Raw genomic sequence first — 25,612 nt, 5'->3', positions numbered from 1 at the left:
AATAAATTGTTAAATTCAGTTAAGCAACTTCTATCACAAAATTTGTCTATAGTTTTTTACCCAAACCAGCCATCACGGTCCAAACTTCTATATTGAATAGCTTCAGAAATGTGGTTACCTGTAATATTTTCTGAATTGTCTAAATCGGCTATGGTTCTTGACACTTTTAAAATACGATCATACGCCCTTGCAGAAAGATTAAGTCGTTCCATCGCTGTTTTTAATAATTGAAGTGAAGCCTCATCTAGTTTGCAAAATTTTCTTATTTGTTTAACTCCCATTTGGGCATTGTAATGAATTGATTCTATTTCAGAAAAACGCTTTGTTTGAATTTTTCTGGCTTTTGTTACTCGTTCTCTTATTATAATACTTGACTCGCCTTTGCGGTCTTCACTAAGCTTATCAAACGGTACGGGAGTAACTTCTATGTGAATATCTATTCTATCTAATAACGGTCCTGAAATTTTGCTTAAATAGCGTTGCATTTCAGCTGGCGAAGATGTTACTGGCGCATCTGGATCATTAAAATAGCCTCCGGGACTAGGATTCATACTCGCTACTAGCATAAAACTGGAAGGGTAGGTTACAGTAAATCGTGCTCGAGATATGGTTACATCACGATCTTCTAAAGGTTGACGCATTACCTCAAGAACACTGCGTTTAAATTCAGGTAATTCATCTAAAAATAGCACACCATTATGGGCAAGTGATATTTCGCCGGGTTGCGGATACTGCCCTCCACCTACCAAAGCTACATCACTTATAGTGTGGTGTGGACTTCTAAAGGGTCTTGCTGTCATAATACCTCCTTTTTCTTTGGTTCGACCGGCTACACTATGAATTTTTGTAGTTTCTAATGCTTCTGTTAAACTCAAAGGAGGTAAAATGCTGGGTAATCTTTTGGCAAGCATTGTTTTTCCAGAACCCGGTGGTCCAATCAATATAATATTATGTCCTCCGGCAGCAGCGATTTCCATGCAGCGTTTTATGCTTTCTTGTCCTTTTACATCACTAAAATCAAACTCAGGATTTTCAAGGTGTTCATAAAATTCGGCTTCCATATCGACAATGGTTTGTTCTAAAGGAATTTCAGCATTAAAAAAATCAATAACTTCTTTAATGTTGTTTACACCATAAACATTTAATCCATCCACGATTGCGGCTTCTTTTGCATTTTGTTCTGGTAAAATAAAGCCTTTAAAACCTTCATCTCTTGCTTTGATAGCAATAGGCAAGGCCCCTCGAATGGGTTGTAAACTTCCGTCAAGAGAAAGCTCACCCATAATAATATATTCTGAAAGCGGTTGTCGCTCAGCAATTTGATTTGTTGAAACTAAAATCCCTATAGCCAATGTAAGATCATAGGCAGATCCTTCCTTTCGTAAATCAGCAGGAGCCATATTGAGTGTTATTTTCTTTCCCGGGATTTTATAACCATTGTTTTGAAGAGCAGCAGCAATACGGTAATTGCTTTCTTTAATTGCATTATCTGGAAGACCAACCAAGTGATAACCCACACCAATATCTGTATTTACTTCAACGGTTATTGTGGTTGCTTCAACACCAAATACAGCACTCCCATATACTTTTGTTAGCATATTGTTTCAGATTTAAAAAAAGTAAGGGGGAGTTAAATAAAAGGGAAATATAGGAATTTTTATTAAAACCTAAGGAACCGCTTAATCCACTTCAATCTTTTTGGGGTATGAGGATAATACTTTAACGGAAGTTCAAGCCAAGTAGGTTTATCAAGTATACTTTTGTAATGTGTGAAGCAATCAAATCCTGCTTTTCCGTGATAATTTCCTATACCGCTTTGTCCTACTCCGCCAAAGGGCAAGTTAGGGTTTGAAATGTGCATAACAGCATCATTAACCGCACCTCCGCCAAAAGAGATATTGTGTAAGATTTTCTGTTTTACTTTTTTATTGCTCGTAAATACGTAACAAGATAACGGCTTTGGAAGTTTTTTAACATCGGAAATGGCTTTATCCAAATCTGTATAAGGTATTACAGGTAAAATGGGACCGAAAATTTCTTCTTCCATTGCAGGATCTGAAAATGAAACATTTTGTAGTACAGTGGGCTGAATGTATCTATCTTTTTTATTTACATTTCCGCCATAAAAAACCTTTTCAGGTTGAATCATTTTATGAAGCCGATCAAAATTTGCATCATTAATAATCTGCACATAATTATCATTTTTAAAATCAAAGTGTTCTTTCTCTATTTCTTCTTTCAGGGTTTTTAAAAGATTAGCTTCCATACTTTTAGCAACCAAAATATAATCTGGGGCAATGCAAGTTTGACCAGCATTTAAAAACTTGGCCCATACCAATCTTTTTACGCTTATACTTAGGTTACAATCTTCTGTGATAAAAGCGGGACTTTTTCCTCCCATTTCCAAGGTGACCGGTGTTAAGTTTTCTGCAGCAGCTTTGTATACTATTTTACCTACTTTGGTGCTTCCTGTGAAAAATATTTTATCAAAATCTTGTTTCAACAATTCTGTAGTTTCAGGCACACCTCCTTCTACTACTTTAAAAACAGCGGGATCAAAATTTTCATTGATCAATTTTGCCATAACAGCACTTGTGTTTTTGGGCAGTTCGCTAGGTTTTAAAATGACTGTATTTCCTGCGGCTAAAGCAGGAACTACAGGTGCTAATGAAAGTTGATACGGATAATTCCACGCGCCTATAATGAGGCAAGTACCTAAAGGTTCTGGTAAAATATAGCTACGAGCAGGAAAATTTAAAAAATTGGTTGAAACACGTTTTTTTCGAGCCCATTTTTTGAGATTGTGTTTGGCTTCTTTAATATCGTTATACAATAAAGCGAGTTCACTTGTGAACGTATCAAATTCAGATTTTTTGAAATCTTTATAAATCGCTTCATACAATAAATTTTCGTTATTTTGTAAAACTTCTTGTAAAATAGTAAGCTGTTTGATTCTAAAATCTAACGCTTTTGTAGTTTGGGATAAAAAAAACTCCTTTTGCTGGGTGATGTGTTGTTTCATAAGAAAAGAATGTGCTTTTTCAAAAAGAGTTCAAGGTAATTAAACTTTTTTCGGCACACTCATAACAACTTGCTAAATCATCCTTTTTCACGGTTTAGAACCCGGTATTCTTCATAGCACTCGCTTATAGCATCTAAAATTTGAAGATCATTGGCTGTTTTTATAAAACTTTCAGAGTAGCTGCAGTTATTGAGTATTTCATCAATATCTACGCGTTCTAATTGTAAAACAGCCATTAACGTTTCACGGTCATATTTGTTGGCTAGTAAATTACGAATTTCATCATCTTCTTTCATTTTACGGAGTTTCCGCATCTGCTTTGGTTTTTTCCCAAAGACATTATAGAGAAAATCTGCCGGGTTAAAGATGGCACTCAATACTTTATTAACGGCTCCAGGTTGCTTACTACCACCTTCATAACCAGAACTTAATCCAGAAATACGATACCTATAATTATCATAAATAGGAATTATTTTTGCATCCACCTCAACATAACCGGTAAGCTGTACTGGTTTTACAACTACTTCTTCAAGAGCGATACCTAATTCGGTCATTTTTACTTTAATGTCACCAAACTTTAGCCAGTCATTGGTAACTCGAACTCTAATAGATTTATATCCTAAATAGCTGAAATAAAGGGTGTCATTTACCTTAGCACGAATATTAAAATCTCCTTCTTTATTGGTAGTTGTACCAACAACTTCATTGAGGTTTACAATATTTACATTTTCCAGAGGCTTATCTGTTGCACTGCTCAAAACTTTTCCTTTAATGGGGTTAATATCTTGAGCAAAAGCAATAGTAACTAGAAAACTAAATAGTAAAAATAAAACGTGCTTCTTCATAACAATTTGAGGTAAATGTACATAAATAGACGAAAAATCTGAACCAAAGTTGCAAAAACAGCTTCTAATTATTTGTTAATTTCTTCTTCTACGCCTTCCTCCTGTACCTTTTTTTGAAGGTCGTTCGTTTCTTCTTCGGCTTTTACCTTTAAATTTTGAACCTCCTCCATCAAAACTTTTTCCGCTTCTTTTTCCTTTTCCTCGGCCTTTTCCACCTCTTTTACCACCGCCTTTTTTGCGACCGTCTTTGCTTATTTCTACTGAGATATTACGCCCATTGAGTTTAAAGTCATTAAATATTGACAACACCATATCTTGGTGTTTCTTATCGGTATTGAAAAAAGAAAAGGAATCTTTTACATCTACACGAAAAACCTCATCTTGACCTAAATTAAGTAAATCTTTCAAGAAGTCTTTCAAGCTCATCCAGTTAAAATCATCACGACCACCAATATTGATAAAGTATCGTACGCTGTCTTCACTGTTACCTTCTGAAGTGTCACCAACAACCGAATTTAAATCTTTTTCGTTTTTGTAATAATTATAAAAACGAGTAAACTCTACCGAAAATACTTTCTTTATCAACTCTTCTTTGCTGAAGTTTTCAAGAACTTCATTAATATTTGGAAGATAAGCGTCAATCTCGTGATTTACCTCGGTATTTTTGATACTATTTGCCAAGTGGAACAACTGCGTTTCGCAAATTTCCATCCCACTCGGAATTTCTTTTTTGGTAAAACTTCGCTGAATTATTTTTTCAATCGCTTTAATCTTTCGAAGTTCACTTTTTGAAACAATTACCATAGAAACACCATTTTTACCGGCACGTCCTGTACGACCACTACGGTGTGTGTAGGTTTCAATCTCGTCAGGTAATTGATAGTTAATTACATGTGTGATATCATCTACGTCAATGCCGCGAGCGGCAACATCTGTAGCAACCAGCATTTGTATTTGACGCGTTCGGAACGATTTCATAACCAAATCACGTTGATTCTGGCTTAAGTCTCCGTGTATTGCAGCAGCATTATAACCATCTTCAATTAACTTTTCGGCTACTTTTTGAGTATCTCTTTTTGTTCGGCAAAATATAACTGAAAAGATATCTGGATTAGCGTCTGCTAAGCGTTTTAGCGCTAGATAGCGATCACGTGCATTTACCAAATAATACTCATGTGAAACGTTTTCTGTACCTACGTTTTTACTTCCTACGGTAATTTCTACCGGGCTGTGCATAAATTTTTTGGCAATTTTTGCAACGTCTTTTGGCATGGTAGCACTAAAAAGCCAAGTGCTTTTATCTTTTGGGGAATGAGATAATATTTCAGTAATATCTTCATAAAAGCCCATGTTTAGCATTTCATCGGCTTCATCAAGTACACAATATTCAATTTTTGAAATATCAATCATGCCTCGACCAATCATATCCTTCATTCTACCAGGTGTAGCAACGATAATTTGAGCTCCTTTTTTTATTTGGCGAGCTTGCTCAGTGATGCTGGCACCACCGTAAATGGCCACTACATTGAGGCCTTTTTTGTGTTTTCCGTAGCTTTCAAGTTCTTTGGTTATTTGCAAACAAAGTTCTCGAGTTGGTGACAATATAAGCCCTTGTGTAGTGCGGCTTTCTACGTGAATTTTTTGCAGCATAGGAAATCCAAAGGCTGCTGTTTTTCCGGTTCCGGTTTGTGCTAAAGAAACAATATCTGTTTCTTTTTCTAATAAAATAGGTATTGTTTTTTCTTGTACTTCCGAAGGAGTTTCAAAACCCATATCGGTAATGGCTTGAAGTAAATTTTCTTCAAGGCCTAATTGTTTAAATGTAGCCATATAATGGTTTAAAATGTTTGCGTGTTGGTTGGAAGCAAACGACTATTAAACCTTGGGCTTCTCTTCAACACAAAACCCTCACCCTGAGGATTTTTTTTTGGAACGGCAAAGATAGCTTATTTTATAATACAAAATACGCTGTAAGTAGTTTTTATTCAGAAAGGTATTCTATGAGTTGTCGCATTGCTTTTCCTCTGTGACCTATTTCGCTTTTTTGAGTGAGTTTCATTTCGGCAAAGGTCTCTTCACAACCATCGGGTTTAAAAATAGGATCGTAGCCAAAACCACCGGTTCCCTTTTTTTCTGTAGTAATTTGTCCTTCACAAATTCCTAGAAATAATATTTCAGAGTTGTTTAATGTTAATGCGATTGCTGTTTTAAACCTTGCAGAACGGTCTTCTTTATTTTCTAGGTTTTGTAAGAGTTTTTGCATATTTGCTTCAGAGTCTTTGTCTTCTCCTGCATATCTGGCGCTGTAAACTCCAGGCTCGCCGTTTAAAGATCTTACTTCTAGTCCTGTATCATCTGCAAAGCAATTGAGTTTGTAGGTATCTCGTACGTAATTTGCTTTTAACATTGCGTTGCCTTCAATGGTATCGGCAGTTTCGGGTATGTCTTCATTGCATCCAATATCAGTGAGGCTTAATACTTCAATATAGCTAGGGAGTAAAGCTTTTACTTCTTTAAGTTTGTTTTTATTGTGTGTGGCAAAGACTAATCGCATTGGTTTTAATGTAGGTTTAGTTTTGAGAATGTAAAGCTACTCTATTTCCTTCAGAATCTATGAAGGCTCCCATAAAACCATGTTCAGGAGAAATTTCAGTTTTTTCTTGATAAATTTTTCCGCCGGCGCTTTCTACTCTATTTAATTCGTTTGATACGTCTTCACTATAAAAATAAACCAAGGGTCCTTTTTCACTAGGTACGTAGGTTTCTTGTTGAATTAAAGTACCGGTGGCTCCGGGTTTATTTTCGGTATACGGAAACCATCCCATTTTAAAACCGCCAAAGTCAACCGGCTTTATAGTTATATCAAACACTTTTTCATAAAATGTGATTGCCCGTTTCATGTTGGTTACGGGTATTTCTATCCAAGCAAAAGGGTTGTGATCCATAATATTACTTTTTACAGTGAAACCTAACCCTAAGATACTATTTTTTTTGGTCGTAATAGCGTTTAATAATATCTTCTGAACTTTTGATGCACTTTTGTGTCCAGACCATTTCAATTTCAAGCTTTTCTTCTTCTGAAAGTTGCCAAGGCAAACCACTTCTCTTAAGTCTAGTAACCACATCTTGAAGAATTATAGCTGCCGAAACTGAAATGTTTAAGCTTTCTGTAAAACCATACATAGGTATTTTTAAAAATCCGTCTGCTTTGTCAAGAACAGCATCGCTCAAACCGTCACTCTCTTTTCCGAAGAAAAAAGCGCTTTTTTTGTGTATATCAAAGTCTTGTAACACGGTTGAATCATTATGAGGTGTTGTTGCTATGATTTGATAATCTTGGTTTTTGAGTGTTTTCATACAGTTTTCAATACTGCTGTATCTATTTAGACTCACCCATTTTTGAGCTCCCATTGCTATTTCTCTATCCACACGTTTGCCCAATTTTTCTTCTACTACATGCAAATCTTGTATACCAAAAACATCACACGTTCGCATAACTGCACTTGTATTATGTAATTGATAAACGTCTTCGGTTACTACAGTGAAATGTCGAGTGCGCTTTGCCAACACTTCTTTAAAAAGCGAGCGTCTGCGTTCGGTAAGATAGCTTTGTAAGTATTCAAAAAGTTGAGTATCCAATAGAAATATGTATTTTTAAAAAAACGAAGATATAAAAAACAAGTTAATGAATATAGTTGTATTAACAGGTGCCGGTGTTAGTGCAGAAAGCGGAATTAAAACCTTTAGAGACAGCAATGGTCTGTGGGAAAATCATGATATCATGGAAGTTGCTTCACCAGAAGGATTTGCAAAAAACCCAGAACTGGTTTTAGATTTTTATAATAAAAGAAGAAAACAACTTCTAGAAGTAAAACCCAATGAAGCTCATAAAGCGCTAACCAAACTAGAACAAAACCACGATGTTACTATAATTACACAAAATGTAGACGATCTACATGAAAGAGCCGGAAGCAAACGAGTTCTTCACCTTCACGGCGAGTTACTCAAAGTGAGAAGTACCGGAGATGAAAAAACAATCTTAGAGTGGAAAAAAGATCTTCACCTAGGTGATTGCTGTGATAATAATTATCAGTTGAGGCCTCACGTTGTTTGGTTTGGTGAAATGGTGCCCATGATGGATGAAGCTACACAGTATGTTGCTGAAGCCGAAACACTCATTATTATAGGAACTTCTATGCAAGTTTATCCCGCCGCAGGATTGCTGCAGTTTGCTCCACAAAACACACCTATTTATTTTGTAGATCCCAATCCCTCAATCTCATCAAGTGAGCGTGTTCACGTATTTGCAGAAAATGCTTCTACCGGCGTGCCTAAGGTAATTTCAGAAATTGAAAACTCTAAGTAATGAATAACACTTCTTTACTGGAACAATTGAGTTATAAAAAAGCATATCGAGAAAACCGAATGCAAGCAGCACTTTGGGTAATTGAGAACCCACAAACTTTTGAAGAATTATTAAATTACTGTTTTACTTCAAAAACAGAATTGGCTTATAAAGCTGCTTGGGTTCTCGAGTTTGTCTATCTGGAAAACCCAAAATTGTTGCTTCCGCATTTAGACTTATTTTTTAAACACCTACCCAGCATTAATTTAGATCAAACCTTGAGACCATTAGCTCATATTTGTGAATTGATTGCTATTTCAAATTACAAGAAAAAGGATATAGATGTAATAGCAGTTTTTTCAGAAAAACATAAAAAAACCCTCATCGATTGTAGTTTTGATTGGCTTATCACAGAACAGAAAGTTGCTTGTCAAGTACGCGCAATGACTGCGCTATATTATTTGGGAACTGAATTTGAATGGATTCATCCCGAATTAAAACAAATTATTAAACAAAACATCCATCTTGGAAGTGCCGGCTACCAATCAAGAGGCAAAAAAACGATTAAACAAATAGACACATTTCAAAATAACAAAACAAAAAACTGAAACTAAAAAATAAGCGGTTAGGTGTTAAAAATTAGTATCTTTGCACCTTTAAATTTCAATCCATGGCTAGTAATGCATTACAAGCAATTTCACCCATTGACGGGCGATACGCTTCAAAAACAAAATCTCTTATTCCTTTCTTTTCTGAAGAAGCGCTAATAAAATACCGAGTACAAGTAGAAGTTGAATACTTTATCGCTTTGGTCACGCTTCCTCTGCCGCAGTTACAAGATTTTGATACCTCAAAATTTGAAGACCTTAGATCATTATACACAAATTTTTCTACTGAAGATGCTCAAAAAATAAAAGACACCGAAAAGGTAACCAATCACGACGTTAAAGCAGTTGAATATTTTATTAAGGAAAAGTTTGATGCGTTAGGCCTTCAAAACTTTAAAGAGTTTATTCACTTCGGACTTACATCGCAGGATATTAATAATACAGCTATTCCATTGTCATTAAAAGAGGCTATGAATGAGGTGTATGTACCATTATTACTAGAGGTTAAAAAGAAGTTGAAAGAGTTGGCAGAAGATTGGGCAAACGTACCTATGTTGGCAAGAACTCACGGTCAACCGGCTTCTCCTACACGCTTAGGAAAAGAAATTAATGTTTTTGTAACCCGTATAGATGAACAGTTTGATCTGCTAGACAATATTAAAAGTGCAGCCAAATTTGGTGGTGCTACGGGTAACTTTAATGCCCACAAAGTAGCTTATCCAGATAAGGATTGGAAAGCTTTTGGACAAAATTTTGTACAAACTACGTTAGGTTTACACCACTCCTTCCCTACTACACAAATTGAGCATTATGACCATATGGCGGCTTTATTTGATTGCTTAAAAAGGATTAACACCATATTAATTGACCTCGATAGAGATATTTGGAGTTATGTTTCTATGGATTATTTTAAACAAAAAATTAAAAAAGGTGAAGTAGGTTCTTCGGCTATGCCGCACAAAGTGAATCCTATTGATTTTGAAAATAGCGAAGGAAATTTAGGAATTGCCAATGCTATTTTTGAACATCTTTCTGCAAAACTTCCTATAAGCCGTCTGCAACGTGACCTGACCGATAGTACTGTTTTACGTAATATTGGCGTGCCCATTGGTCATACGTTAATAGGTTTTCAATCAACCTTGAAGGGCTTGAATAAGTTATTGCTCAATGAAGCAAAATTTAACGAAGACCTTGAAAAAAACTGGGCAGTGGTTGCTGAAGCCATTCAGACTATTTTAAGAAGAGAAGGGTATGCAAATCCTTATGAAACTTTAAAAGGTTTAACAAGAACTAATGAGGCTATAACCAAACAATCAATAGCAGACTTTATTGAAACCCTAGAAGTTTCAGAGGCTGTGAAAAAAGAGATGCGAGTGATTACTCCGTCAAATTATACGGGTATTTAATTACACCTTACATTTTACTATAAAAAAAAGCTTCAGAAATATCTGAAGCTTTTTTTTAGTAACTAAACTTTATTTAATCGATAGTTTCCTCTGTATCAAAACTGCCCTCAATTATAGAGCCTATTCCGCTTAATTGAGAAACATCAATATCGCCACGATCAATAGACTGCATAAGTTTTATCATTTTATCTGGACGCATCTTCTCGCCTAATAATCTAAATACGGCAAAACCTCTTTCTTCATCACTTGCAAATACAATTAATTCATCTATTGCATCTTCTTCTCCAGTGTATTTTAAAGTAGCTCCTCGGTTATTTGAGCCCATTTTAAGAAGTGTTTTGTATTTTTCTTCAGCAAGAATTGATTTTACTTTATCCTTTTCTGCTTGATAGTTAACCTTGTTTTCACCCTTTAATGGATAAGCTACTACATTTATTTTTTTTACCGTATTTAATATTTCTTGTTCTTCTTGGGTAAAATTACTGTCTTCACTTTGCAACAAACTAGTAGCTAGATCTACTTTTAAGAATTTATCATCGTCTTGTTTGTCAACCAAGTATTGCTGTAGTGATTTTGAATCGCTGCAAGAAAAGAGCGTTAAAGCTGCTATTCCTAGTCCTATTGCATATTTAATGAGTGCCATAATTATTGTTTTTTCTGGTCAATATTCTTTAGTTCTTCGCTTCCGGGAACGTTAAGGTCTTTAGTAAGTTTTGAAACTTTTTTTAGATCAATGTTTCCGGTGATGCTCATAATTACGGTACGTTCTTTTCCGTCAAGGTCTCCTGTAAGGTGCATTAACAATTCACTTACAAAGTTGTCGTTTTTCCCTGCTTTTGAATAAAACTTGATGTTTTTTCCATCGTCTTTTACGCGCATTAGCTCAGAAAGGTTTGAAGACTTTGATACATAACTTGAAACGGCATCGTTCATTTTTGCAGCTACTGAAACATTGTCTGTAGTAAAGATTTTGATATTGTCTAGGTTATTAACTAGCTCTAAGTATTCTTTTACTTCGGGATCATTTGAGTCAAAATCCATTTTACTAAGGAGTTTGAACATATTTTTGGTAGCTACAAAAGAGGTAACGTCTTTTTGATCTTCAAAACTATCAAATGCGTTTTGAGCTGAAGCTAGCAATGGTGCTACCATTAAAGCGATTAAAATGAGTGACTTTTTCATAAGTGTTTAATTAAAGATTATTTTAAAATTTTGTTTTTAGTTTGTGTAAAGGTTGATATATGAGCGAGCTCTTCGGCTCCTTGATTAAAGTTTTTTGACATTAGCTTCATAGCTTCTCGTGTTTTTTCAAAAGCTATCAATGCTTCTTGTTCTTCTTGGGTAAGTTGATTACTTTGTTCATTAAACATAAACCCTGCAACACCTATAGCTATTACTACCGAAGCTGCTACTCCATACCACCAATTGCTAATGGTAGCTTTTTGTTTTGGTAATTCTATTTCTAGGTTAGAAACTTCTTCTTTGGCAGCGCTTAAACCGACAAACATAGGCTGATACATTGCCAAATGTGGTGCTATTTCATCTTGTGCAAAATAAGCACGTAGGGTTGCCTCATCAGCTAGACTCGTGTTGCCTTCAAAGTAGGCATCCAATAATTTTTCAATTTTAGCTAATTCCATAATTGTGTTTTTTTATCAATTGTTCTCTCACAGCTTTTCGGGCTCGTGACAGGTTTACGCGTATTGCAGTCTCATTACTATCTAGCATTTTGGCTATTTCAGCAAATTCAAACTGTTCTACATCTCGCAACTGTAATATAATGCGTTGTTGTTCTGGTAGGGTTTCCATAATTTCAAAAACCAGTTGCACTCCATCATTGGCTTCAATCTTCTTTTCTACATTTTCTGAAGTTTGAAAATTATTATGTACAATTTTTAAATTTGAAGCTTGTTTCGATTTTAAGCGATCCAGACAATAATTTTTTGTCATTGTTACCGCAAAAGCTTCAGGGTTTTTATAATCTGAAATTTTTTTTCTTCCCTTCCATAATTTCAAATACACTTCTTGTACAGCATCTTCAGCTTCATCTTTTGAAACTAGAATTCGTTTGGCAAGACGGTATAACTTATCCTTAAAAGGAAGCACGGTTGCTATAAATTCTTTTTGTTTCATTTTTTGGTGGTTGTAAAAGCTGTTAATTACTGCTCTCTATCTTTACGACGAACAACTATAAATTTTGTTACATTCTTTTTTCGAACGCAAAAAATACACTTACTATTAGCTTATTGTATATTTGAATATTATAAGTAAACATTTTCCCTTTTTCTATTTACAATATTGTAGGTAATTTAGGGTTAATAGTTTTAAATATTAATGTAAACCTAATATCTTGAAAAAGAAACTTATACTCCTTGTTTTAATTTGTGCATTTGTAACAACATCTTGTTTTGAAGATACTGATGATAATCCCCGCACTGCCACTACTCTTGAAATTCAAAACTTTATTTATAGAGGTCTTAATTTTTTCTACCTCTATAAAGCAGATAAACCAGAACTTGCCAATGACGCGTTTGCTAGTGATGAAGAGCTAAATAGTTTTTTGGCTTCGTATGATTCACCAGAAAGTTTATTTGATTTTTTAACGGTTCAACAAGATCGTTTCAGTATACTGGTAGATGATTATATTGAATTGGAAAATGAACTTTCAGGTATTTCTAAAAGTAACGGAATGGAGTTTGGCCTAGTACGCTATCCTAATAATCCATCAAATGTTTTTGGCTATGTACGTTATATTTTACCCGATACAGATGCCGAGTCTGCGGGATTACAACGAGGTGATATATTTAACACCGTTGATGGACAACAAATAAATGAAACCAATTTTAACGAGTTACTATCGCAGGATAATTATACTATTGGTTTAGCCACCTTAAATGGTAACACAATAACCCCTACTGGAGAATCGGTTTCATTAACCAAACAACAATATACCGAAAATCCGGTCTACATTGCCAAGACACTTGATGTTCAAGGGCAAAAAATAGGATATATAATGTATAATTCATTTATAAAAGATTTTGATAACAACCTAAATGCTGCTTTTGCAAATTTAAAATCAGATAATGTTACAGACCTTGTACTCGATTTGAGGTACAATGGTGGCGGAGCAGTAGAAACTGCTGTAGATCTGGCAGGTATGATTACTGGTCAATTTAATGGTGAAATTTTTTATACTGAAGAATGGAATAACGATCGCCAAGAAGAGTATGCAGAAAACGGTCTCTTTGATGCATCCATAAGCGACGGAAGTGCAATAAATAGCTTAAACCTTAACACTGTATATGTATTAACTTCAGATAGAACGGCATCTGCCAGTGAGCTTATTATCAATGGCTTAAACCCCTATATCAATGTAGTTCAAATTGGTGAAAATACCACCGGAAAATTTCAGGCTTCCTTTTTATTGTATGACGCTCCGGCTCCCAATTTTACTCGAAGCCAAGCCAACCCTAGTCACACCTATGCAATGCTTCCATTAGTTTTTAAAACAGCAAATGTTAACGGAAACACAGATTTTATTGACGGACTGCCACCAGATATTATGATTGATGAAGATTATGCAAATTTGGGCATACTAGGTGATGTAAATGAACCCCTATTATCTAGAGCACTGTCTGAAATCGTTCCCGGTTTTAAGCCTGTTGAAACAAGACACGTTCAGAATGTTTTTGAAGAAATTTCTGAAAGTAAAGCAAACTCAAAACTACACCAACTCATGATTGCTGAATAAAAACTTTGTATTAAAAAAAGCCGCCTAGAAACAGGCGGCTTTTTTTGTATACGAAACAAAAACTATCTAATTATTATCATAAAAACCATTAGGGCCTACTCCTACTGTAAAAGTTTCTACTAATGATCCATCTAGACTGTATTGGTATATTTCACTGTCTGAAGCAAAATCTCCTCCATCAGCAATATATAACGAACGGTTTTCTGCATTAAAACCATACATAACACCATATTCAGAATTTGACTCATACGTTAATAAAGGTGTAGATGATATTGAAGTTGCGTTGATACTTGCACTATAAACTGACGCTCCCGAAGTAAAATACATAGTATCTTCTTCTATAGAGAGGTTTGATGCTCCTTCAATTTCAGAAGGGATAGAAAGGGTTTGCGCTATTTGATTGTTTGAAAGATTGATCTTAAAAATCTTTCCATCAATGCCAAATCCAGACGTAAGAACATATAGAGTATTATCTACAATTTCAAAAGAATTTGGTGAGTTACCACTTCCTAAGTCAATTACATTTTCAATTGAATTACTTTGAGGACTAAATACTGAAATTGAATTTCCGCTACCAAAATATCCGTTGGCTATATAAATTTTTCCGTTTTCGCTTAGTACTTTTTCAGACCAATTATTAAGAGCTACAGTTGTAGTAGTGTAATCTTCTAGGTTAATAACTGTCATAAAATCATCATCACCGGTAGCAAAATCTGCATAATTAGTAACGTATGCTTTACCGTTTACAACAGCACCATATCTAGGACTTTCAAAACCTGAAGAGATTGTCGCTATGTATTCAAAAGTATAACGATCTACTACTGTAATACTATTTGCAGACCCAGAAATGATAAACGCTCTCGTTTCATCAAAAAACATATTTTGTAGATAGGTTCCAATTTCATCTTCATTAGGATTTACAGTTCTAAAAATATCATTTAACAAAAGTCCATCATCGCCCAAAAAGCTAATTGAAGCTGTAGCGGGATTACCGTTGCCTTCATTAAGGATAAACGTACCATTTTCATATTCTCCCAAAGGAACTTCTTCCTCTTCCTCTATTGGTGCATCATCATCGCTGCTACACGATGAAAAGCTAAGCGAAATGATTAGTGCTAAAAATAAAAGGTTTACTAGTTTTTTCATTGTTTTTAAAAATTAAGGTTTATGTGTACATTGTAATTTCGTCCGGGCATTGCTCTGCTGGCAACACTTTCGTAAGCTGTATTTAATACGTTTCTTATTGTAAAGCCTACTGTGTAATTTTTATCTTTTCCGAAGGAATAATCCAATCCTACCGTTGATAAATTGTAAGTATCAACATTATACTTAGGATCGTTATCTGAATTGGTAAACACCTCACCCACGTATAAAAATTGATAATAAGCTGAAAGTCTATTGATAGCATAGCCAAGTGTAGCAGTTCCTTTATGATACGGCACATACGTTAATTGCTTGTCAGTTTTATCATTTTTGGAAACTGTATACGCATACGTAGCATTAACAGAAAAGTTATGTTTTGCTATAGAATGATTATAACCTAACTGGCTTTCGAGACCATAAATTTTCACTTTATCAGTATTTACAGGCATCCAAGCAGAACCGTTAGGTAGCCATCTTATCATATCTTGAAGCGCATTGTAATAAGCAGTAACACCAAGTTTTCCGTTTTTAAAACTGAAATGATTACCTATTTCGGCTTGATAGGATGTTTCAGGTTTTAAGTTAGGGTTTCCACTACCTTGCCAATACAAATCATTAAAAGTTGGTATCCTGAAATTTTTTGAAGTATTAATCTTTAAAGTATAAAAATCTGTTGCTTTAAAACTTGCGCCTACTGAATATAATAACGGACTTTCATACGTATTGGTAATTTCTTTTCTAGCGGTAATTTCATATAAAAATCGATTCGATAGGTTATGTTTCAGTAATAGATTAAAAGCAGTAATATTTCGGGTTTCTTGCTGAATATTGGTTCCTTCGCCTTTATTTTGAGTAACATCTACTACACCATTAATTTGCATAGTTTCTGAAATATCAAAACCTGCATCATACTTTGCGGTTAGGGTTTCTACATTGGCAGTAGAAAAGCTTGATTTTTCTATGTTAGGGAAGTATTTATACGATTCAGTTAAATAGGCAAGTTTCAGTTTTGAAGTAAATCGATTGTATTCACTTTTCCATTCTAGTAAATTTCTGGTATTAAAATCATTGTATTTTGTAGGAATTTCTGAAGGAAAAATTAAAGAAAAATGACGCTTGCCGTCAAAGACGTAATTGTAAAGAGTAAGTGTATTTGCCTTATTAATTTTATACCCAATTGTAGTATTTAAGCTTGTGTTAAAATAGTTACCATTGAGGTTTTTACCTTCTTTTTGAACGTAATCAAAATCATTTTCAGATCCGCTTCTGTTAATAGCTATTTTAGTACTAAACTTATTAAACGATGCCTCACCGTTATAGGTTATACCATAGGTATCAAAACTTCCGTAGTCTATCGTAATCGAATTTCTAAAACCTCTTTTATAATTTAAAGTATTGGTAAGATGAATTGTACCGCCAATGGCTCCGCTTCCGTAGAGAACACTGCCACCACCACTTCTTACGGTTAATTGATCAAAAACCGTTGGGTTAATGTTATTAAAATCGGTTTGACCATTTAATTGTGAGTTTATATTAATGCCATTCCAAACAACAGCTGTTTGTTGAGCAGTTGTCCCTCTGAAAGAAGGTGATGATACCATTCCTAATCCATTTTCTTTAAAATAAATTGTAGTATTAGTGTTTAATAAATGGGTAAGTGAAGGTCTACTTTTATCAATAACACTATCTGTAATAGTAGTGGTTTGTTGAGTGTTACTGAAGTCTTTCAGTTTCGTATCTGCTACAATCAATACTTCACCTAGGTCTATAGGTTTATCTTGCCCAAAACTTGTAAAGGCAATACATGCTATTGCTATAAAAGTGAAAAAAATATGTTTCATAAACCAAAAACCTTTTTCCCGAAGGTTATTTTGTTTTTTAAACAAATCTTGGCAGGTCTCCTGGCTTACCTTTTAAATGAACCTTCCCATCCCAAAAAGGACAGTGGTGAAGTTTTCATGATCTCATACAAATGAGACGGTTTACAGTTGCGGGAACAGCTTCGGAATCTAACCGAATTCCCATTTTAAGAAAATTTCCAATCGTTGTTGGAAATTTTCACCAAAATTCGATGCAAAAATAAGATTTTATTTTCGTTGCACCAGCCAATCAAAAACCTTTATTTTTGGATATGCAAAAAATCATCTTACTTACCTCCGTTTTCATTCTTCTTTTTTCTTGCAAAGAGAATAAGCAATCTCCAGATATAGGAGCAGATAAAGCATCTGCAAATGAAACTAAAAACCAGGTTGAAATTAACTATGCAAAAGGGTTTACAATCAACAAGTATGATGGATATAAAGTAATTACCTTAAAAGAACCGTGGCCAGATGCCGATATTGAGTTTAAATATGCTTTAATTGAAGAAAAAGGTTCACTACCAGAAGATGCGACGTTTGATGCGGTTGTAGAAGTTCCTATCAAAAACATTGTTGTAACCTCAACGACACACATTCCTTCTTTAGAAATGCTAGAAGAAACAGAAGCTTTAGTAGGTTTTCCAAACCTCTCATATATTTCTTCTGAAGAAACAAGAAAACGAATAGATAAAAACGAAATCAAAGAATTGGGTAAAAATGAATCTATCAATACTGAAGTATTAATCGATTTAAACCCTAATCTTGTTGTTACTTTTGCAGTAAAAGGTGATAATAAAACTGTTTCAACCATTGAAAAAACGGGAATTCCTGTGTTTTATAATTCAGATTGGACTGAAAAATCTCCTTTAGGAAAAGCAGAATGGATCAAGTTTTTTGGTGCTCTTTTTAATAAAGAGCAACAAGCAGATAGTATTTTTAAAAGCATTGAAACAGATTACCTTTCAGTAAAAGAAAAAGCTGCACAAACCAAAACTTCACCTACTGTGTTAAGTGGTGCAATGTATAAAGATGTATGGTACTTACCCAATGGAGAAAGCTGGGGCGCACAGTTTATAAAAGATGCTAACGCCACATATCTATGGGAAGATACTAAAGGCACAGGAAGTCTTTCTCTCAACTTAGAGTCAGTTTTAGAAAAAGCAAAATATGCCGACGTTTGGTTGGGTCCCGGTCAATTTTCTGAAAAAGAAAAACTTAATGATGCTCACGCTGTATATAGTGAGTTTAAAGCTTTTCAAGAAGGCAATGTATATAGTTATACCGGTAAACTGGGACCTACAGGAGGTGTAATTTATTTTGAATTGGCACCCAATCGTCCAGACCTAGTTTTAAAAGATGTTGTAAAAATAGTACATCCAGAAGTTCTCCCAGAGCACGAATTATACTTTTTCAGTAAACTGAAATAAAAATGCAAACCACAAAAACATACAAAGCATATTTTGTAGTGTTACTTGTACTACTACTTGCTTTTTTTATATTCAACATAAGCTTGGGTTCGGTTGCTATTCCTATAGATGAAGTGATTAAAGCAATTTTTGGAGGTAACGCTGCAAAAAACACCTGGAATTTTATTATTCTTGATTATAGATTACCAAAAGCATTAACAGCTATTATGGCTGGTGGTGGCTTGGCAGTTTCAGGATTATTAATGCAAACGCTTTTCAGAAATCCTTTGGCAGGACCATTTGTATTAGGCTTAAGCAGTGGTGCTAGCTTGGGAGTAGCTATTTTAATATTGGGAGCCGGAGCATTTGGAGGATTTTTAGGTAATGCTTTATTGAGTGAATGGAGTTTAGTTATCGCTTCTGCACTAGGTAGTTTTTTAGTACTGTTAGCGGTTTTGGCAGTTACCTTTCGTGTAAAAGACACGATGGCTATTTTGATAATTGGTTTAATGTTTGGCAGCGTTACTGCAGCTGTGGTGGCAGTTTTGTCATATTTTAGTAATGCTGAAAAATTACAACAATACATCTTTTGGAGTTTTGGTAGTTTAGGCAATATGTCTTGGGAAAGTGTTTTAATATTAAGTTTTTGTACTCTTATAGGTCTTTTCATTGCCTTTGCCAGCAGCAAATCGTTAAATGCATTATTACTAGGCGAAAATTATGCAAAGAGTATGGGTTTACGCATCAAGCGAACTACATTTTTAATTATTATTGCCACCAGTGTTTTGGCAGGTGGTATTACTGCTTTTGCAGGTCCCATTGCCTTTGTGGGGCTGGCAGTACCACATATGGTGCGTCAATATTTTAAAACTTCAAATCATTTAATTTTAATTCCGGCAGTATTGCTTTTTGGCAGTGTTTTACTATTAATTTGTGACACCATTGCTCAACTACCGTTTAGTCAATACACGTTACCCATCAACGCCATAACCTCGTTAATTGGAGCTCCGGTAGTAATATGGTTATTGGTAAGAAAACGAAAATTACTTTTCTAATGAATTCTGAAAAAAAACAAAGTACATTACAAGCAACCAATTTAAATGTTGGGTATTTCAGAAAGAAAGAAGCAATTGTAATTTCTGAAAATATAAACTTCTCAAGTTTTGAAGGTGAATTAATTGGACTCGTTGGTGCCAATGGAATAGGAAAATCTACTTTACTTAGAACACTTGCCGGCATGCAACCTGAAATTTCTGGGGCTATTACAATTAACAAAAAACCACTACATCAACTTTCAACTTTACAGGTAGCCAATCAAATAAGTGTAGTATTAACCGAACCTCCAGCGTCTAAAAACCTATCTGTTATTGAGCTAATCTCGCTAGGCAGGCAACCCTACACCAGCTGGATGGGCAAGTTATCTCAAAAGGATAAAGAAGCTGTAGAACAAGCCCTAGTTGCTACCGAAACGCATAAACTAGCCCACAGAAAATGTTTTGAGCTGAGTGATGGTCAAATGCAACGCGTAGCTATTGCCAGAGCATTGGCGCAAGATACACCTATAATTATTCTCGACGAACCCACTACCCATCTCGATTTATACCATCGTGCGTATATTTTGAAATTACTGAAAAAATTAACTTCAGAAACCGGAAAAACCATACTTTTTTCTACGCACGAAATTGATCTGGCCATACAACTAAGTGACAAAATGTTGGTTATGACCTCAAGTACAAATCATTTTGATACACCTTGTAATTTAATTGAAGCAGGATATTTTGATGCGCTTTTTCCGAAAGAAACTATTGATTTTGACAAAAAAACCGGTCGTTTTAGTATCAAAAAGTAAGTATTCTTAATAACTCTATTCAATAATATCAAGCTGTAATTTTCTATTTAGTATATTTACGATATCTGTTATAATTCAATTTTATTAATTCAAAAAAAACACCTATTTAGGTTACTTTTTAAATGAACGAAACACTATTATTTTTACTTCTATCCGCTGTCTGTATCTTAATAGGTGCCTTTATAGGCAATCTGTTTGCACGGTTAAAACTTAAATCTGAAACCGGAAAGCTGGAAGAACGTATTAACCAATTGTTACATCAAGAAGAAAAATTACAAGAGCGTATTGGCGCGGTTGAAGCTGAACGAGAAACCATACGTAAGGAAAAAGAATCATTAAATAATCAATTGGTTCGTACCGGAGCCGAATACGATAGTCTACAAGAAAAAAACCGAGAACAGAAAGCTGAAGTAGAAAAGCTACAGGAAAAGTTCACCAAAGAATTTGAAAACCTCGCCAACAAAATCCTAGAAGAAAAATCTACAAAATTTACCAAACAGAATAAAGAAAGTCTAGAAGTACTTCTCAACCCGCTTCAGGAAAAAATAAAAACCTTTGAAAAACGAGTAGAAGACACCAATAAAGAGAATGTAGGTCGTCATAGCGAACTGAAAGAACAAATAAAAAATCTTTCAGAATTAAATCAACAGATGAGTAAAGATGCCGATAATCTTACAAAAGCGTTGAAAGGTGACAGTAAGATGCAAGGTAATTGGGGCGAATTGATTTTAACCCGAATTCTTGAAAAATCTGGTCTTGAAAAAGATAGAGAATACACCATACAAGACAGTCACACAACTAGTGAAGGTAAAAGATTACAAACAGATGTTTTAATACATCTCCCCGATGGCAAAAAAATGATCATTGATAGTAAGGTATCATTGGTTCATTTTGAGCGATTTGTTTCAGAAGAAAATGAAGATGAAAAACAAAGCCATTTAAAGCAGCATATTGCCTCTATAAAAAGACATGTTGATCAATTAAGCGCAAAAAATTATCAATATTTAATTGATGAAAGCCCCGATACGGTGTTTATGTTTATACCTATTGAACCTGCTTTTGCCATTGCTTCGGCTCACGAGCCTAATCTATATGAACAAGCATTTGATAAACAAGTAGTTATTGTAACTCCTGCAACCCTACTAGCAGCATTACGATTGGTTGACAATTTGTGGCAAAACGATCGTCAAAAGCAAAATGCGCTTGAAATTGCAAAACAAGCAGGAGCTTTGTATGACTCTTTTACAAATTTAACCGATGAATTAATAAAAGTGGGAAAACAAATAGGCACAGTACAAAACAGTTATGAAAGTGCTATGAAAAAATTAACCGGAAAAGGTAACTTAATTCGTCGAGTAGAAAAGCTAAAAAAATTAGGCGCAAAAGCCAGTAAAACAATTGACAACAAACTTTTGAAACGTTCTGAAGAAGACGCCGATTAACACTCAAAAACTCATGAAAAAAATACTTTTTATTATCCTCGGAAGTCTTTTAGGACTCTATCTTCTCTACTTTGCATTTGTTTATTTTGCAACGTATAGTGAAGGTACTCGTGCCGGCGAACTTATAAAATTTAGCCATAAAGGCGTGGTCGTAAAAACTTGGGAAGGTGAAATAAGCCAAGGAATAAGCGGCGCACAAATTTTTTCATTTTCGGTTATGAGTAAAGAAAAAGAGGTAATTGAAAAACTAAAAGAGTTTCAAGGCAGATATGTAAAACTTACCTATGTAGAACGCTATGATACGTTTTTCTTTTGGGGTGATACCAAGTATTTTGTCACAGATGTTTCCGAAGAAAATTCGCCACATTTTAATAGAAATTAAATGAAAAAACTTCATAAACACGTTGAAGAGTCGCAAGTAACAATTTCTGAATTAATGCTACCCTCACATACCAATTTTAGTGGAAAAATACACGGAGGGTATATTTTATCGTTAATGGATCAAATAGCGTTTGCTTGTGCCTCAAAACACAGTAAAAACTATTGCGTGACGGCCTCTGTTGATACAGTAAACTTTTTAAAACCTATTGAAGTAGGTGAACTTGTAACTATGAAAGCTTCTGTGAATTACGTAGGTAAAACATCTATGATTATTGGTATACGCGTAGAAGCTGAAAACATTCATAGCGGTGTAAAAAAACACTGCAACTCATCCTATTTTACTATGGTTGCCAAGGATGACGATGGTAAAAATGTGGAAGTTCCTGGTTTAATTTTAGATTCAAAACTAGAAATAAGACGCTTTTTAAAAAGTGCGCATCGCCAAACCATCAAGAAAGAAAGAAAAAATGATTTTAATGCTGAAGATTTTAAGCTTGATAAACATATAAAAGAGCTCGATTCACATAACGTGATTGTAGCGTACAACAAATAAAAAAAGCAGAACATTATGTTCTGCTTTTTTTTTAAGGCTTATGTGAAGCTTTTATCGAGTTAAATACATTTTTCTTCGTGCATATAAGTCATAAAAGTCATCGTCTTTCAAGTTTTCTATGAATAAGATACTTTCTCCGGTACTTTTCATTTCTGGCCCAAGTTGCTTATTCACTTTTGGGAATTTATTAAAACTAAATACCGGTTGTTTAATTGCGTATCCTTCTAGATGCGGATTAAAATCAAAGTCTGAAAGTTTCTTTTTACCCAACATTACTTTTGTCGCATAATTTACATACGGCTCACCATACGCTTTTGCAATAAAAGGAACTGTTCTCGAAGCACGTGGATTGGCTTCAATAATATACACTTGATCATCTTTGATTGCAAACTGAATATTGATTAATCCAACTGTATTAAGTGCTAGAGCAATTTTTTCAGTATGATCTTTTATTTGCTGAATTACCAGATCTCCTAAGCTGAATGGTGGTAGCAACGCATTTGAATCTCCTGAGTGAATTCCGCAGGGCTCAATATGCTCCATAATTCCTATAATGTAAACATTTTCACCGTCACAAATTGCATCGGCCTCGGCTTCAATAGCTCCATCAAGATAATGGTCTAAAAGCAGCTTATTGTTTGGTATTTTCCGAAGTAAATCTACTACGTGAGCTTCTAGCTCTTTTTTATTGATTACAATTTTCATCCCTTGACCACCTAATACATAAGAAGGTCTTATCAATAACGGAAAGTCTAGTTCATCTGCCAATTGCATGGCTTCTTCAGTAGTTTCTGCAGTACCAAATCTTGGATAAGGAATATTATTCTCTTTTAATAATGTAGAGAAACTACCGCGATCTTCAGCTAAATCTAAAGCTTGATAGCTTGTTCCCATAATTTTTATTCCATAGCGATCTAGCTTTTCTGCCAGCTTTAAAGCGGTTTGACCACCTAACTGAACGATAACTCCCTCCGGATTTTCGTGACGAATGATGTCATAGATATGTTCCCAGAAAACCGGTTCAAAATATAATTTGTCAGCGATGTCAAAATCGGTAGAAACAGTTTCAGGGTTACAGTTTATCATAATGGTTTCATAGCCACATTCTGCGGCTGCCAAAACACCGTGAACACAACAGTAATCAAACTCAATACCTTGCCCAATACGGTTAGGCCCTGAACCTAATACGATGATTTTCTTTTTATCTGAAACTTTACTATCATTCTCAATGTAGCGTTTACCATCGGCTGTTTCAACTTCATTTTCAAATGTTGAATAGTAATAAGGTGTTTGTGCAACAAATTCTGCGGCACAGGTATCAACTAGTTTGTAAACACGTTGAATGTTTAACTCTTCACGTTTTTTATACACCTCACTCTCAAGGCATTTAAGCATATGAGCTATTTGTCTATCACCATATCCTTTTTGCTTTGCTTCTAGTAATAACTCACGTGGGAGAGTATCTAATGTGTATTCTGAAATTTCTTTTTCAAGCAGAAATAACTCTTCATACTGGCGTAAAAACCACATATCTATTTTGGTAATCTCGTGAATGCGGCTTAATGGAATTCCTAATTGTATCGCATCATAAATTACAAACACTCGATCCCAACTTGGGTTTTCAAGTTTTTCAAGTATTTGTTCATAATCTGTATACCCTTTACCATCGGCTCCTATTCCGTTTCTTTTAATTTCAAGAGATTGTGTGGCTTTATGCAAGGCTTCTTGGAAAGAGCGACCAATCCCCATCACCTCTCCTACAGCTTTCATTTGTGGACCTAAAACACGGTTTGAACCTTCAAATTTGTCAAAATTCCAACGAGGAATTTTAACAATAACGTAGTCTAACGCTGGTTCAAATAAAGCTGATGTAGTTTTGGTAATTTGGTTATCCAACTCGTCAAGAGTATACCCTAAAGCTAGTTTTGCAGCAATTTTGGCAATAGGATAACCTGTTGCTTTTGAAGCTAACGCTGATGAACGTGAAACTCGTGGGTTAATCTCAATAGCAATAATATCTTCTTTTTCATCTGGACTTACAGCAAATTGCACGTTACAACCACCTGCAAAATCACCTATATTACGCATCATCTTGATGGCCATATCACGCATACGCTGAAAAGCAGAATCACTTAAGGTCATTGCCGGAGCAACTGTTATAGAATCACCTGTGTGAATCCCCATTGGATCCATATTTTCAACCGTACAGATAATAACTACGTTGTCATTTTTATCACGTAATAGTTCAAGTTCATATTCTTTCCAACCTTGTAAGGCTTTATCAATAAGTACTTCGTGGATAGGCGAAACCTCTAGACCGTGAGAAAGAGCCTCTTCAAATTCATGTTCTGTTTCTACAAAAGCAGCTCCTGCACCACCCAAGGTAAAGGAAGCACGGATAAGCAATGGTAAACCAAATTCTTGAGCAATTTCTTTTCCTTGAAGAACAGATTTTGCCGTTTTTGCAGGTGCCACAGGAATGTCTATTCGCCCCATTAATTGTTTAAACTCTTCTCTGTCTTCAGTAATATTAATAGCATCAATATCAACACCAATTAACTTTACACCGAAGTCTTCCCAAATTCCTTTTTCATCGGCTTCAATACAAAGGTTTAATGCAGTTTGACCTCCCATAGTTGGTAATACGGCATCTATTTGTGGGTGTTCCTTTAATATTTTAATTAGCGATTTTGTAGTAAGTGGCAACAAGTACACGTGATCTGCCATCGCAGGGTCCGTCATAATTGTTGCGGGATTACTATTTATAAGTATTGTTTCAATTCCGTCTTCTCGTAAAGAACGTAATGATTGAGAACCAGAATAATCAAATTCACAGGCTTGACCAATTACTATAGGACCAGAACCTATGATAAGTATCGATTTTAAATTAGTGTCTTTGGGCATTGTAAAGATCTTTTTAGGTGTGCAAAATTACGAAGCATTAGGGTATAAAAAAAGGCGTTGTATAAAAACAACACCTTTATTATTTTCTAAGATATAAA

Annotated in this window: 24 protein-coding genes and 1 riboswitch; of the genes, 10 read left to right on the top strand and 14 right to left on the bottom strand. The window is 34.9% G+C overall.

Annotated elements, in window-relative coordinates; all coding sequences use genetic code 11:
- Positions 1-56 precede the first annotated feature (56 nt).
- The 7 genes from INR76_RS09515 to INR76_RS09485 all read right to left on the bottom strand — a co-directional run bounded on the left by INR76_RS09515 (position 57) and on the right by INR76_RS09485 (position 7,506).
- Positions 57-1,598, bottom strand: a complete 1,542-nt coding sequence (locus INR76_RS09515) for a YifB family Mg chelatase-like AAA ATPase (protein ID WP_223107675.1) — start codon at positions 1,596-1,598, stop codon at positions 57-59.
- Between the two features lie 62 nt (positions 1,599-1,660).
- Positions 1,661-3,022 (bottom strand): aldehyde dehydrogenase, encoded by a 1,362-nt coding sequence (locus INR76_RS09510; RefSeq protein ID WP_223107674.1) that lies wholly within the window; start codon positions 3,020-3,022, stop codon positions 1,661-1,663.
- 77 nt (positions 3,023-3,099) lie between these two features.
- Positions 3,100-3,867 (bottom strand): carboxypeptidase-like regulatory domain-containing protein, encoded by a 768-nt coding sequence (locus INR76_RS09505; protein ID WP_223107673.1) that lies wholly within the window; start codon positions 3,865-3,867, stop codon positions 3,100-3,102.
- Between the two features lie 75 nt (positions 3,868-3,942).
- Complete coding sequence (locus INR76_RS09500; RefSeq protein WP_223107672.1) at positions 3,943-5,697, bottom strand: DEAD/DEAH box helicase; 1,755 nt, start codon at positions 5,695-5,697, stop codon at positions 3,943-3,945.
- Between the two features lie 151 nt (positions 5,698-5,848).
- On the bottom strand, positions 5,849-6,421 hold the full coding sequence (locus INR76_RS09495) for a non-canonical purine NTP diphosphatase (RefSeq protein ID WP_223107671.1): 573 nt from the start codon (positions 6,419-6,421) through the stop codon (positions 5,849-5,851).
- A 16-nt stretch (positions 6,422-6,437) separates the two neighbouring features.
- Positions 6,438-6,812 carry a VOC family protein gene (locus INR76_RS09490; RefSeq protein ID WP_223107670.1) on the bottom strand — a complete coding sequence of 125 codons (375 nt, stop codon included), beginning with the start codon at positions 6,810-6,812 and terminating at the stop codon, positions 6,438-6,440.
- A 37-nt stretch (positions 6,813-6,849) separates the two neighbouring features.
- Positions 6,850-7,506, bottom strand: a complete 657-nt coding sequence (locus tag INR76_RS09485) for an RNA methyltransferase (RefSeq protein WP_223107669.1) — start codon at positions 7,504-7,506, stop codon at positions 6,850-6,852.
- 46 nt (positions 7,507-7,552) lie between these two features.
- On the opposite strand from INR76_RS09485, the gene INR76_RS09480 reads away from it, so the two are divergent.
- The 3 genes from INR76_RS09480 to purB all read left to right on the top strand — a co-directional run bounded on the left by INR76_RS09480 (position 7,553) and on the right by purB (position 10,226).
- Positions 7,553-8,233 carry an NAD-dependent deacylase gene (locus INR76_RS09480; RefSeq protein ID WP_223107668.1) on the top strand — a complete coding sequence of 227 codons (681 nt, stop codon included), beginning with the start codon at positions 7,553-7,555 and terminating at the stop codon, positions 8,231-8,233.
- Positions 8,233-8,820: a hypothetical protein gene (locus INR76_RS09475; protein ID WP_223107667.1), complete on the top strand. Its 588-nt coding sequence runs from the start codon at positions 8,233-8,235 to the stop codon at positions 8,818-8,820. Before INR76_RS09480 ends, INR76_RS09475 begins: the two co-directional genes overlap by 1 nt.
- A 62-nt stretch (positions 8,821-8,882) precedes the next feature.
- Positions 8,883-10,226 (top strand): adenylosuccinate lyase, encoded by a 1,344-nt coding sequence (purB, locus tag INR76_RS09470; protein ID WP_223107666.1) that lies wholly within the window; start codon positions 8,883-8,885, stop codon positions 10,224-10,226.
- 73 nt (positions 10,227-10,299) lie between these two features.
- Here purB and INR76_RS09465 read toward each other — a convergent pair whose 3' ends face one another.
- From INR76_RS09465 to INR76_RS09450, 4 genes are read right to left on the bottom strand one after another with little or no spacing between them, the layout of a single operon-like run.
- Positions 10,300-10,869: a DUF4252 domain-containing protein gene (locus tag INR76_RS09465; RefSeq protein WP_223107665.1), complete on the bottom strand. Its 570-nt coding sequence runs from the start codon at positions 10,867-10,869 to the stop codon at positions 10,300-10,302.
- A 2-nt stretch (positions 10,870-10,871) separates the two neighbouring features.
- Positions 10,872-11,408 (bottom strand): DUF4252 domain-containing protein, encoded by a 537-nt coding sequence (locus INR76_RS09460; protein WP_223107664.1) that lies wholly within the window; start codon positions 11,406-11,408, stop codon positions 10,872-10,874.
- A gap of 17 nt (positions 11,409-11,425) precedes the next feature.
- The gene (locus INR76_RS09455; RefSeq protein WP_223107663.1) at positions 11,426-11,866 is read right to left on the bottom strand and encodes a hypothetical protein; all 441 of its coding nucleotides are present in this window, start codon (positions 11,864-11,866) and stop codon (positions 11,426-11,428) included.
- On the bottom strand, positions 11,853-12,359 hold the full coding sequence (locus INR76_RS09450; RefSeq protein WP_223107662.1) for an RNA polymerase sigma factor: 507 nt from the start codon (positions 12,357-12,359) through the stop codon (positions 11,853-11,855). Before INR76_RS09450 ends, INR76_RS09455 begins: the two co-directional genes overlap by 14 nt.
- 217 nt (positions 12,360-12,576) lie before the next feature.
- On the opposite strand from INR76_RS09450, the gene INR76_RS09445 reads away from it, so the two are divergent.
- A complete protein-coding gene (locus INR76_RS09445) occupies positions 12,577-13,977 on the top strand; it encodes a S41 family peptidase (protein WP_255592568.1) in 1,401 nt (466 codons plus the stop codon).
- 66 nt (positions 13,978-14,043) lie between these two features.
- Here INR76_RS09445 and INR76_RS09440 read toward each other — a convergent pair whose 3' ends face one another.
- Together INR76_RS09440 and INR76_RS09435 are read right to left on the bottom strand one after the other, a co-directional pair.
- Positions 14,044-15,123 (bottom strand): YncE family protein, encoded by a 1,080-nt coding sequence (locus INR76_RS09440; RefSeq protein WP_223107661.1) that lies wholly within the window; start codon positions 15,121-15,123, stop codon positions 14,044-14,046.
- Between the two features lie 5 nt (positions 15,124-15,128).
- A complete protein-coding gene (locus INR76_RS09435; RefSeq protein WP_223107660.1) occupies positions 15,129-16,961 on the bottom strand; it encodes a TonB-dependent siderophore receptor in 1,833 nt (610 codons plus the stop codon).
- Between the two features lie 32 nt (positions 16,962-16,993).
- A riboswitch (cobalamin riboswitch) is annotated at positions 16,994-17,201 on the bottom strand.
- A gap of 50 nt (positions 17,202-17,251) precedes the next feature.
- Between INR76_RS09435 and INR76_RS09430 the strand changes: the two genes are divergently transcribed.
- The 6 genes from INR76_RS09430 to INR76_RS09405 all read left to right on the top strand — a co-directional run bounded on the left by INR76_RS09430 (position 17,252) and on the right by INR76_RS09405 (position 22,610).
- Positions 17,252-18,406 carry an ABC transporter substrate-binding protein gene (locus tag INR76_RS09430; RefSeq protein WP_223107659.1) on the top strand — a complete coding sequence of 385 codons (1,155 nt, stop codon included), beginning with the start codon at positions 17,252-17,254 and terminating at the stop codon, positions 18,404-18,406.
- 2 nt (positions 18,407-18,408) lie between these two features.
- Positions 18,409-19,440 (top strand): iron ABC transporter permease, encoded by a 1,032-nt coding sequence (locus INR76_RS09425; protein ID WP_223107658.1) that lies wholly within the window; start codon positions 18,409-18,411, stop codon positions 19,438-19,440.
- On the top strand, positions 19,440-20,234 hold the full coding sequence (locus INR76_RS09420) for an ABC transporter ATP-binding protein (RefSeq protein WP_223107657.1): 795 nt from the start codon (positions 19,440-19,442) through the stop codon (positions 20,232-20,234). The genes INR76_RS09425 and INR76_RS09420 overlap by 1 nt, the downstream gene beginning before the upstream one ends.
- 122 nt (positions 20,235-20,356) lie before the next feature.
- On the top strand, positions 20,357-21,676 hold the full coding sequence (gene rmuC, locus INR76_RS09415; RefSeq protein ID WP_223107656.1) for a DNA recombination protein RmuC: 1,320 nt from the start codon (positions 20,357-20,359) through the stop codon (positions 21,674-21,676).
- Positions 21,677-21,689: 13 nt separating this feature from the next.
- Positions 21,690-22,058, top strand: a complete 369-nt coding sequence (locus tag INR76_RS09410) for a 6-phosphogluconate dehydrogenase (protein WP_223107655.1) — start codon at positions 21,690-21,692, stop codon at positions 22,056-22,058.
- A complete protein-coding gene (locus INR76_RS09405) occupies positions 22,059-22,610 on the top strand; it encodes an acyl-CoA thioesterase (RefSeq protein ID WP_223107654.1) in 552 nt (183 codons plus the stop codon). It begins immediately after the preceding gene.
- Positions 22,611-22,661: 51 nt separating this feature from the next.
- On the opposite strand, the gene carB is transcribed toward INR76_RS09405, so the two are convergent.
- Positions 22,662-25,514 carry a carbamoyl-phosphate synthase large subunit gene (gene carB, locus INR76_RS09400; protein WP_223107652.1) on the bottom strand — a complete coding sequence of 951 codons (2,853 nt, stop codon included), beginning with the start codon at positions 25,512-25,514 and terminating at the stop codon, positions 22,662-22,664.
- Between the last annotated feature and the right edge of the window lie 98 nt (positions 25,515-25,612).

This window comes from Marixanthomonas sp. SCSIO 43207, assembly GCF_019904255.1.
GTDB lineage: Bacteria > Bacteroidota > Bacteroidia > Flavobacteriales > Flavobacteriaceae > Marixanthomonas.
This window is presented reverse-complemented; position numbering and strand designations above follow the sequence as displayed.

Excerpts from the sequence above, each read along its gene's own strand:
- INR76_RS09515 (WP_223107675.1), bottom strand. The coding sequence starts at position 1,598 with ATGCTAACAAAAGTATATGGGAGTGCTGTATTTGGTGTTGAAGCAACC.
- INR76_RS09510 (WP_223107674.1), bottom strand. The coding sequence starts at position 3,022 with ATGAAACAACACATCACCCAGCAAAAGGAGTTTTTTTTATCCCAAACT.
- INR76_RS09505 (WP_223107673.1), bottom strand. The coding sequence starts at position 3,867 with ATGAAGAAGCACGTTTTATTTTTACTATTTAGTTTTCTAGTTACTATT.
- INR76_RS09500 (WP_223107672.1), bottom strand. The coding sequence starts at position 5,697 with ATGGCTACATTTAAACAATTAGGCCTTGAAGAAAATTTACTTCAAGCC.
- INR76_RS09495 (WP_223107671.1), bottom strand. The coding sequence starts at position 6,421 with ATGCGATTAGTCTTTGCCACACACAATAAAAACAAACTTAAAGAAGTA.
- INR76_RS09490 (WP_223107670.1), bottom strand. The coding sequence starts at position 6,812 with ATGGATCACAACCCTTTTGCTTGGATAGAAATACCCGTAACCAACATG.
- INR76_RS09480 (WP_223107668.1), top strand. The coding sequence starts at position 7,553 with ATGAATATAGTTGTATTAACAGGTGCCGGTGTTAGTGCAGAAAGCGGA.
- INR76_RS09475 (WP_223107667.1), top strand. The coding sequence starts at position 8,233 with ATGAATAACACTTCTTTACTGGAACAATTGAGTTATAAAAAAGCATAT.
- purB (WP_223107666.1), top strand. The coding sequence starts at position 8,883 with ATGGCTAGTAATGCATTACAAGCAATTTCACCCATTGACGGGCGATAC.
- INR76_RS09465 (WP_223107665.1), bottom strand. The coding sequence starts at position 10,869 with ATGGCACTCATTAAATATGCAATAGGACTAGGAATAGCAGCTTTAACG.
- INR76_RS09460 (WP_223107664.1), bottom strand. The coding sequence starts at position 11,408 with ATGAAAAAGTCACTCATTTTAATCGCTTTAATGGTAGCACCATTGCTA.
- INR76_RS09455 (WP_223107663.1), bottom strand. The coding sequence starts at position 11,866 with ATGGAATTAGCTAAAATTGAAAAATTATTGGATGCCTACTTTGAAGGC.
- INR76_RS09450 (WP_223107662.1), bottom strand. The coding sequence starts at position 12,359 with ATGAAACAAAAAGAATTTATAGCAACCGTGCTTCCTTTTAAGGATAAG.
- INR76_RS09440 (WP_223107661.1), bottom strand. The coding sequence starts at position 15,123 with ATGAAAAAACTAGTAAACCTTTTATTTTTAGCACTAATCATTTCGCTT.
- INR76_RS09435 (WP_223107660.1), bottom strand. The coding sequence starts at position 16,961 with ATGAAACATATTTTTTTCACTTTTATAGCAATAGCATGTATTGCCTTT.
- INR76_RS09430 (WP_223107659.1), top strand. The coding sequence starts at position 17,252 with ATGCAAAAAATCATCTTACTTACCTCCGTTTTCATTCTTCTTTTTTCT.
- INR76_RS09425 (WP_223107658.1), top strand. The coding sequence starts at position 18,409 with ATGCAAACCACAAAAACATACAAAGCATATTTTGTAGTGTTACTTGTA.
- INR76_RS09420 (WP_223107657.1), top strand. The coding sequence starts at position 19,440 with ATGAATTCTGAAAAAAAACAAAGTACATTACAAGCAACCAATTTAAAT.
- rmuC (WP_223107656.1), top strand. The coding sequence starts at position 20,357 with ATGAACGAAACACTATTATTTTTACTTCTATCCGCTGTCTGTATCTTA.
- INR76_RS09410 (WP_223107655.1), top strand. The coding sequence starts at position 21,690 with ATGAAAAAAATACTTTTTATTATCCTCGGAAGTCTTTTAGGACTCTAT.
- INR76_RS09405 (WP_223107654.1), top strand. The coding sequence starts at position 22,059 with ATGAAAAAACTTCATAAACACGTTGAAGAGTCGCAAGTAACAATTTCT.
- carB (WP_223107652.1), bottom strand. The coding sequence starts at position 25,514 with ATGCCCAAAGACACTAATTTAAAATCGATACTTATCATAGGTTCTGGT.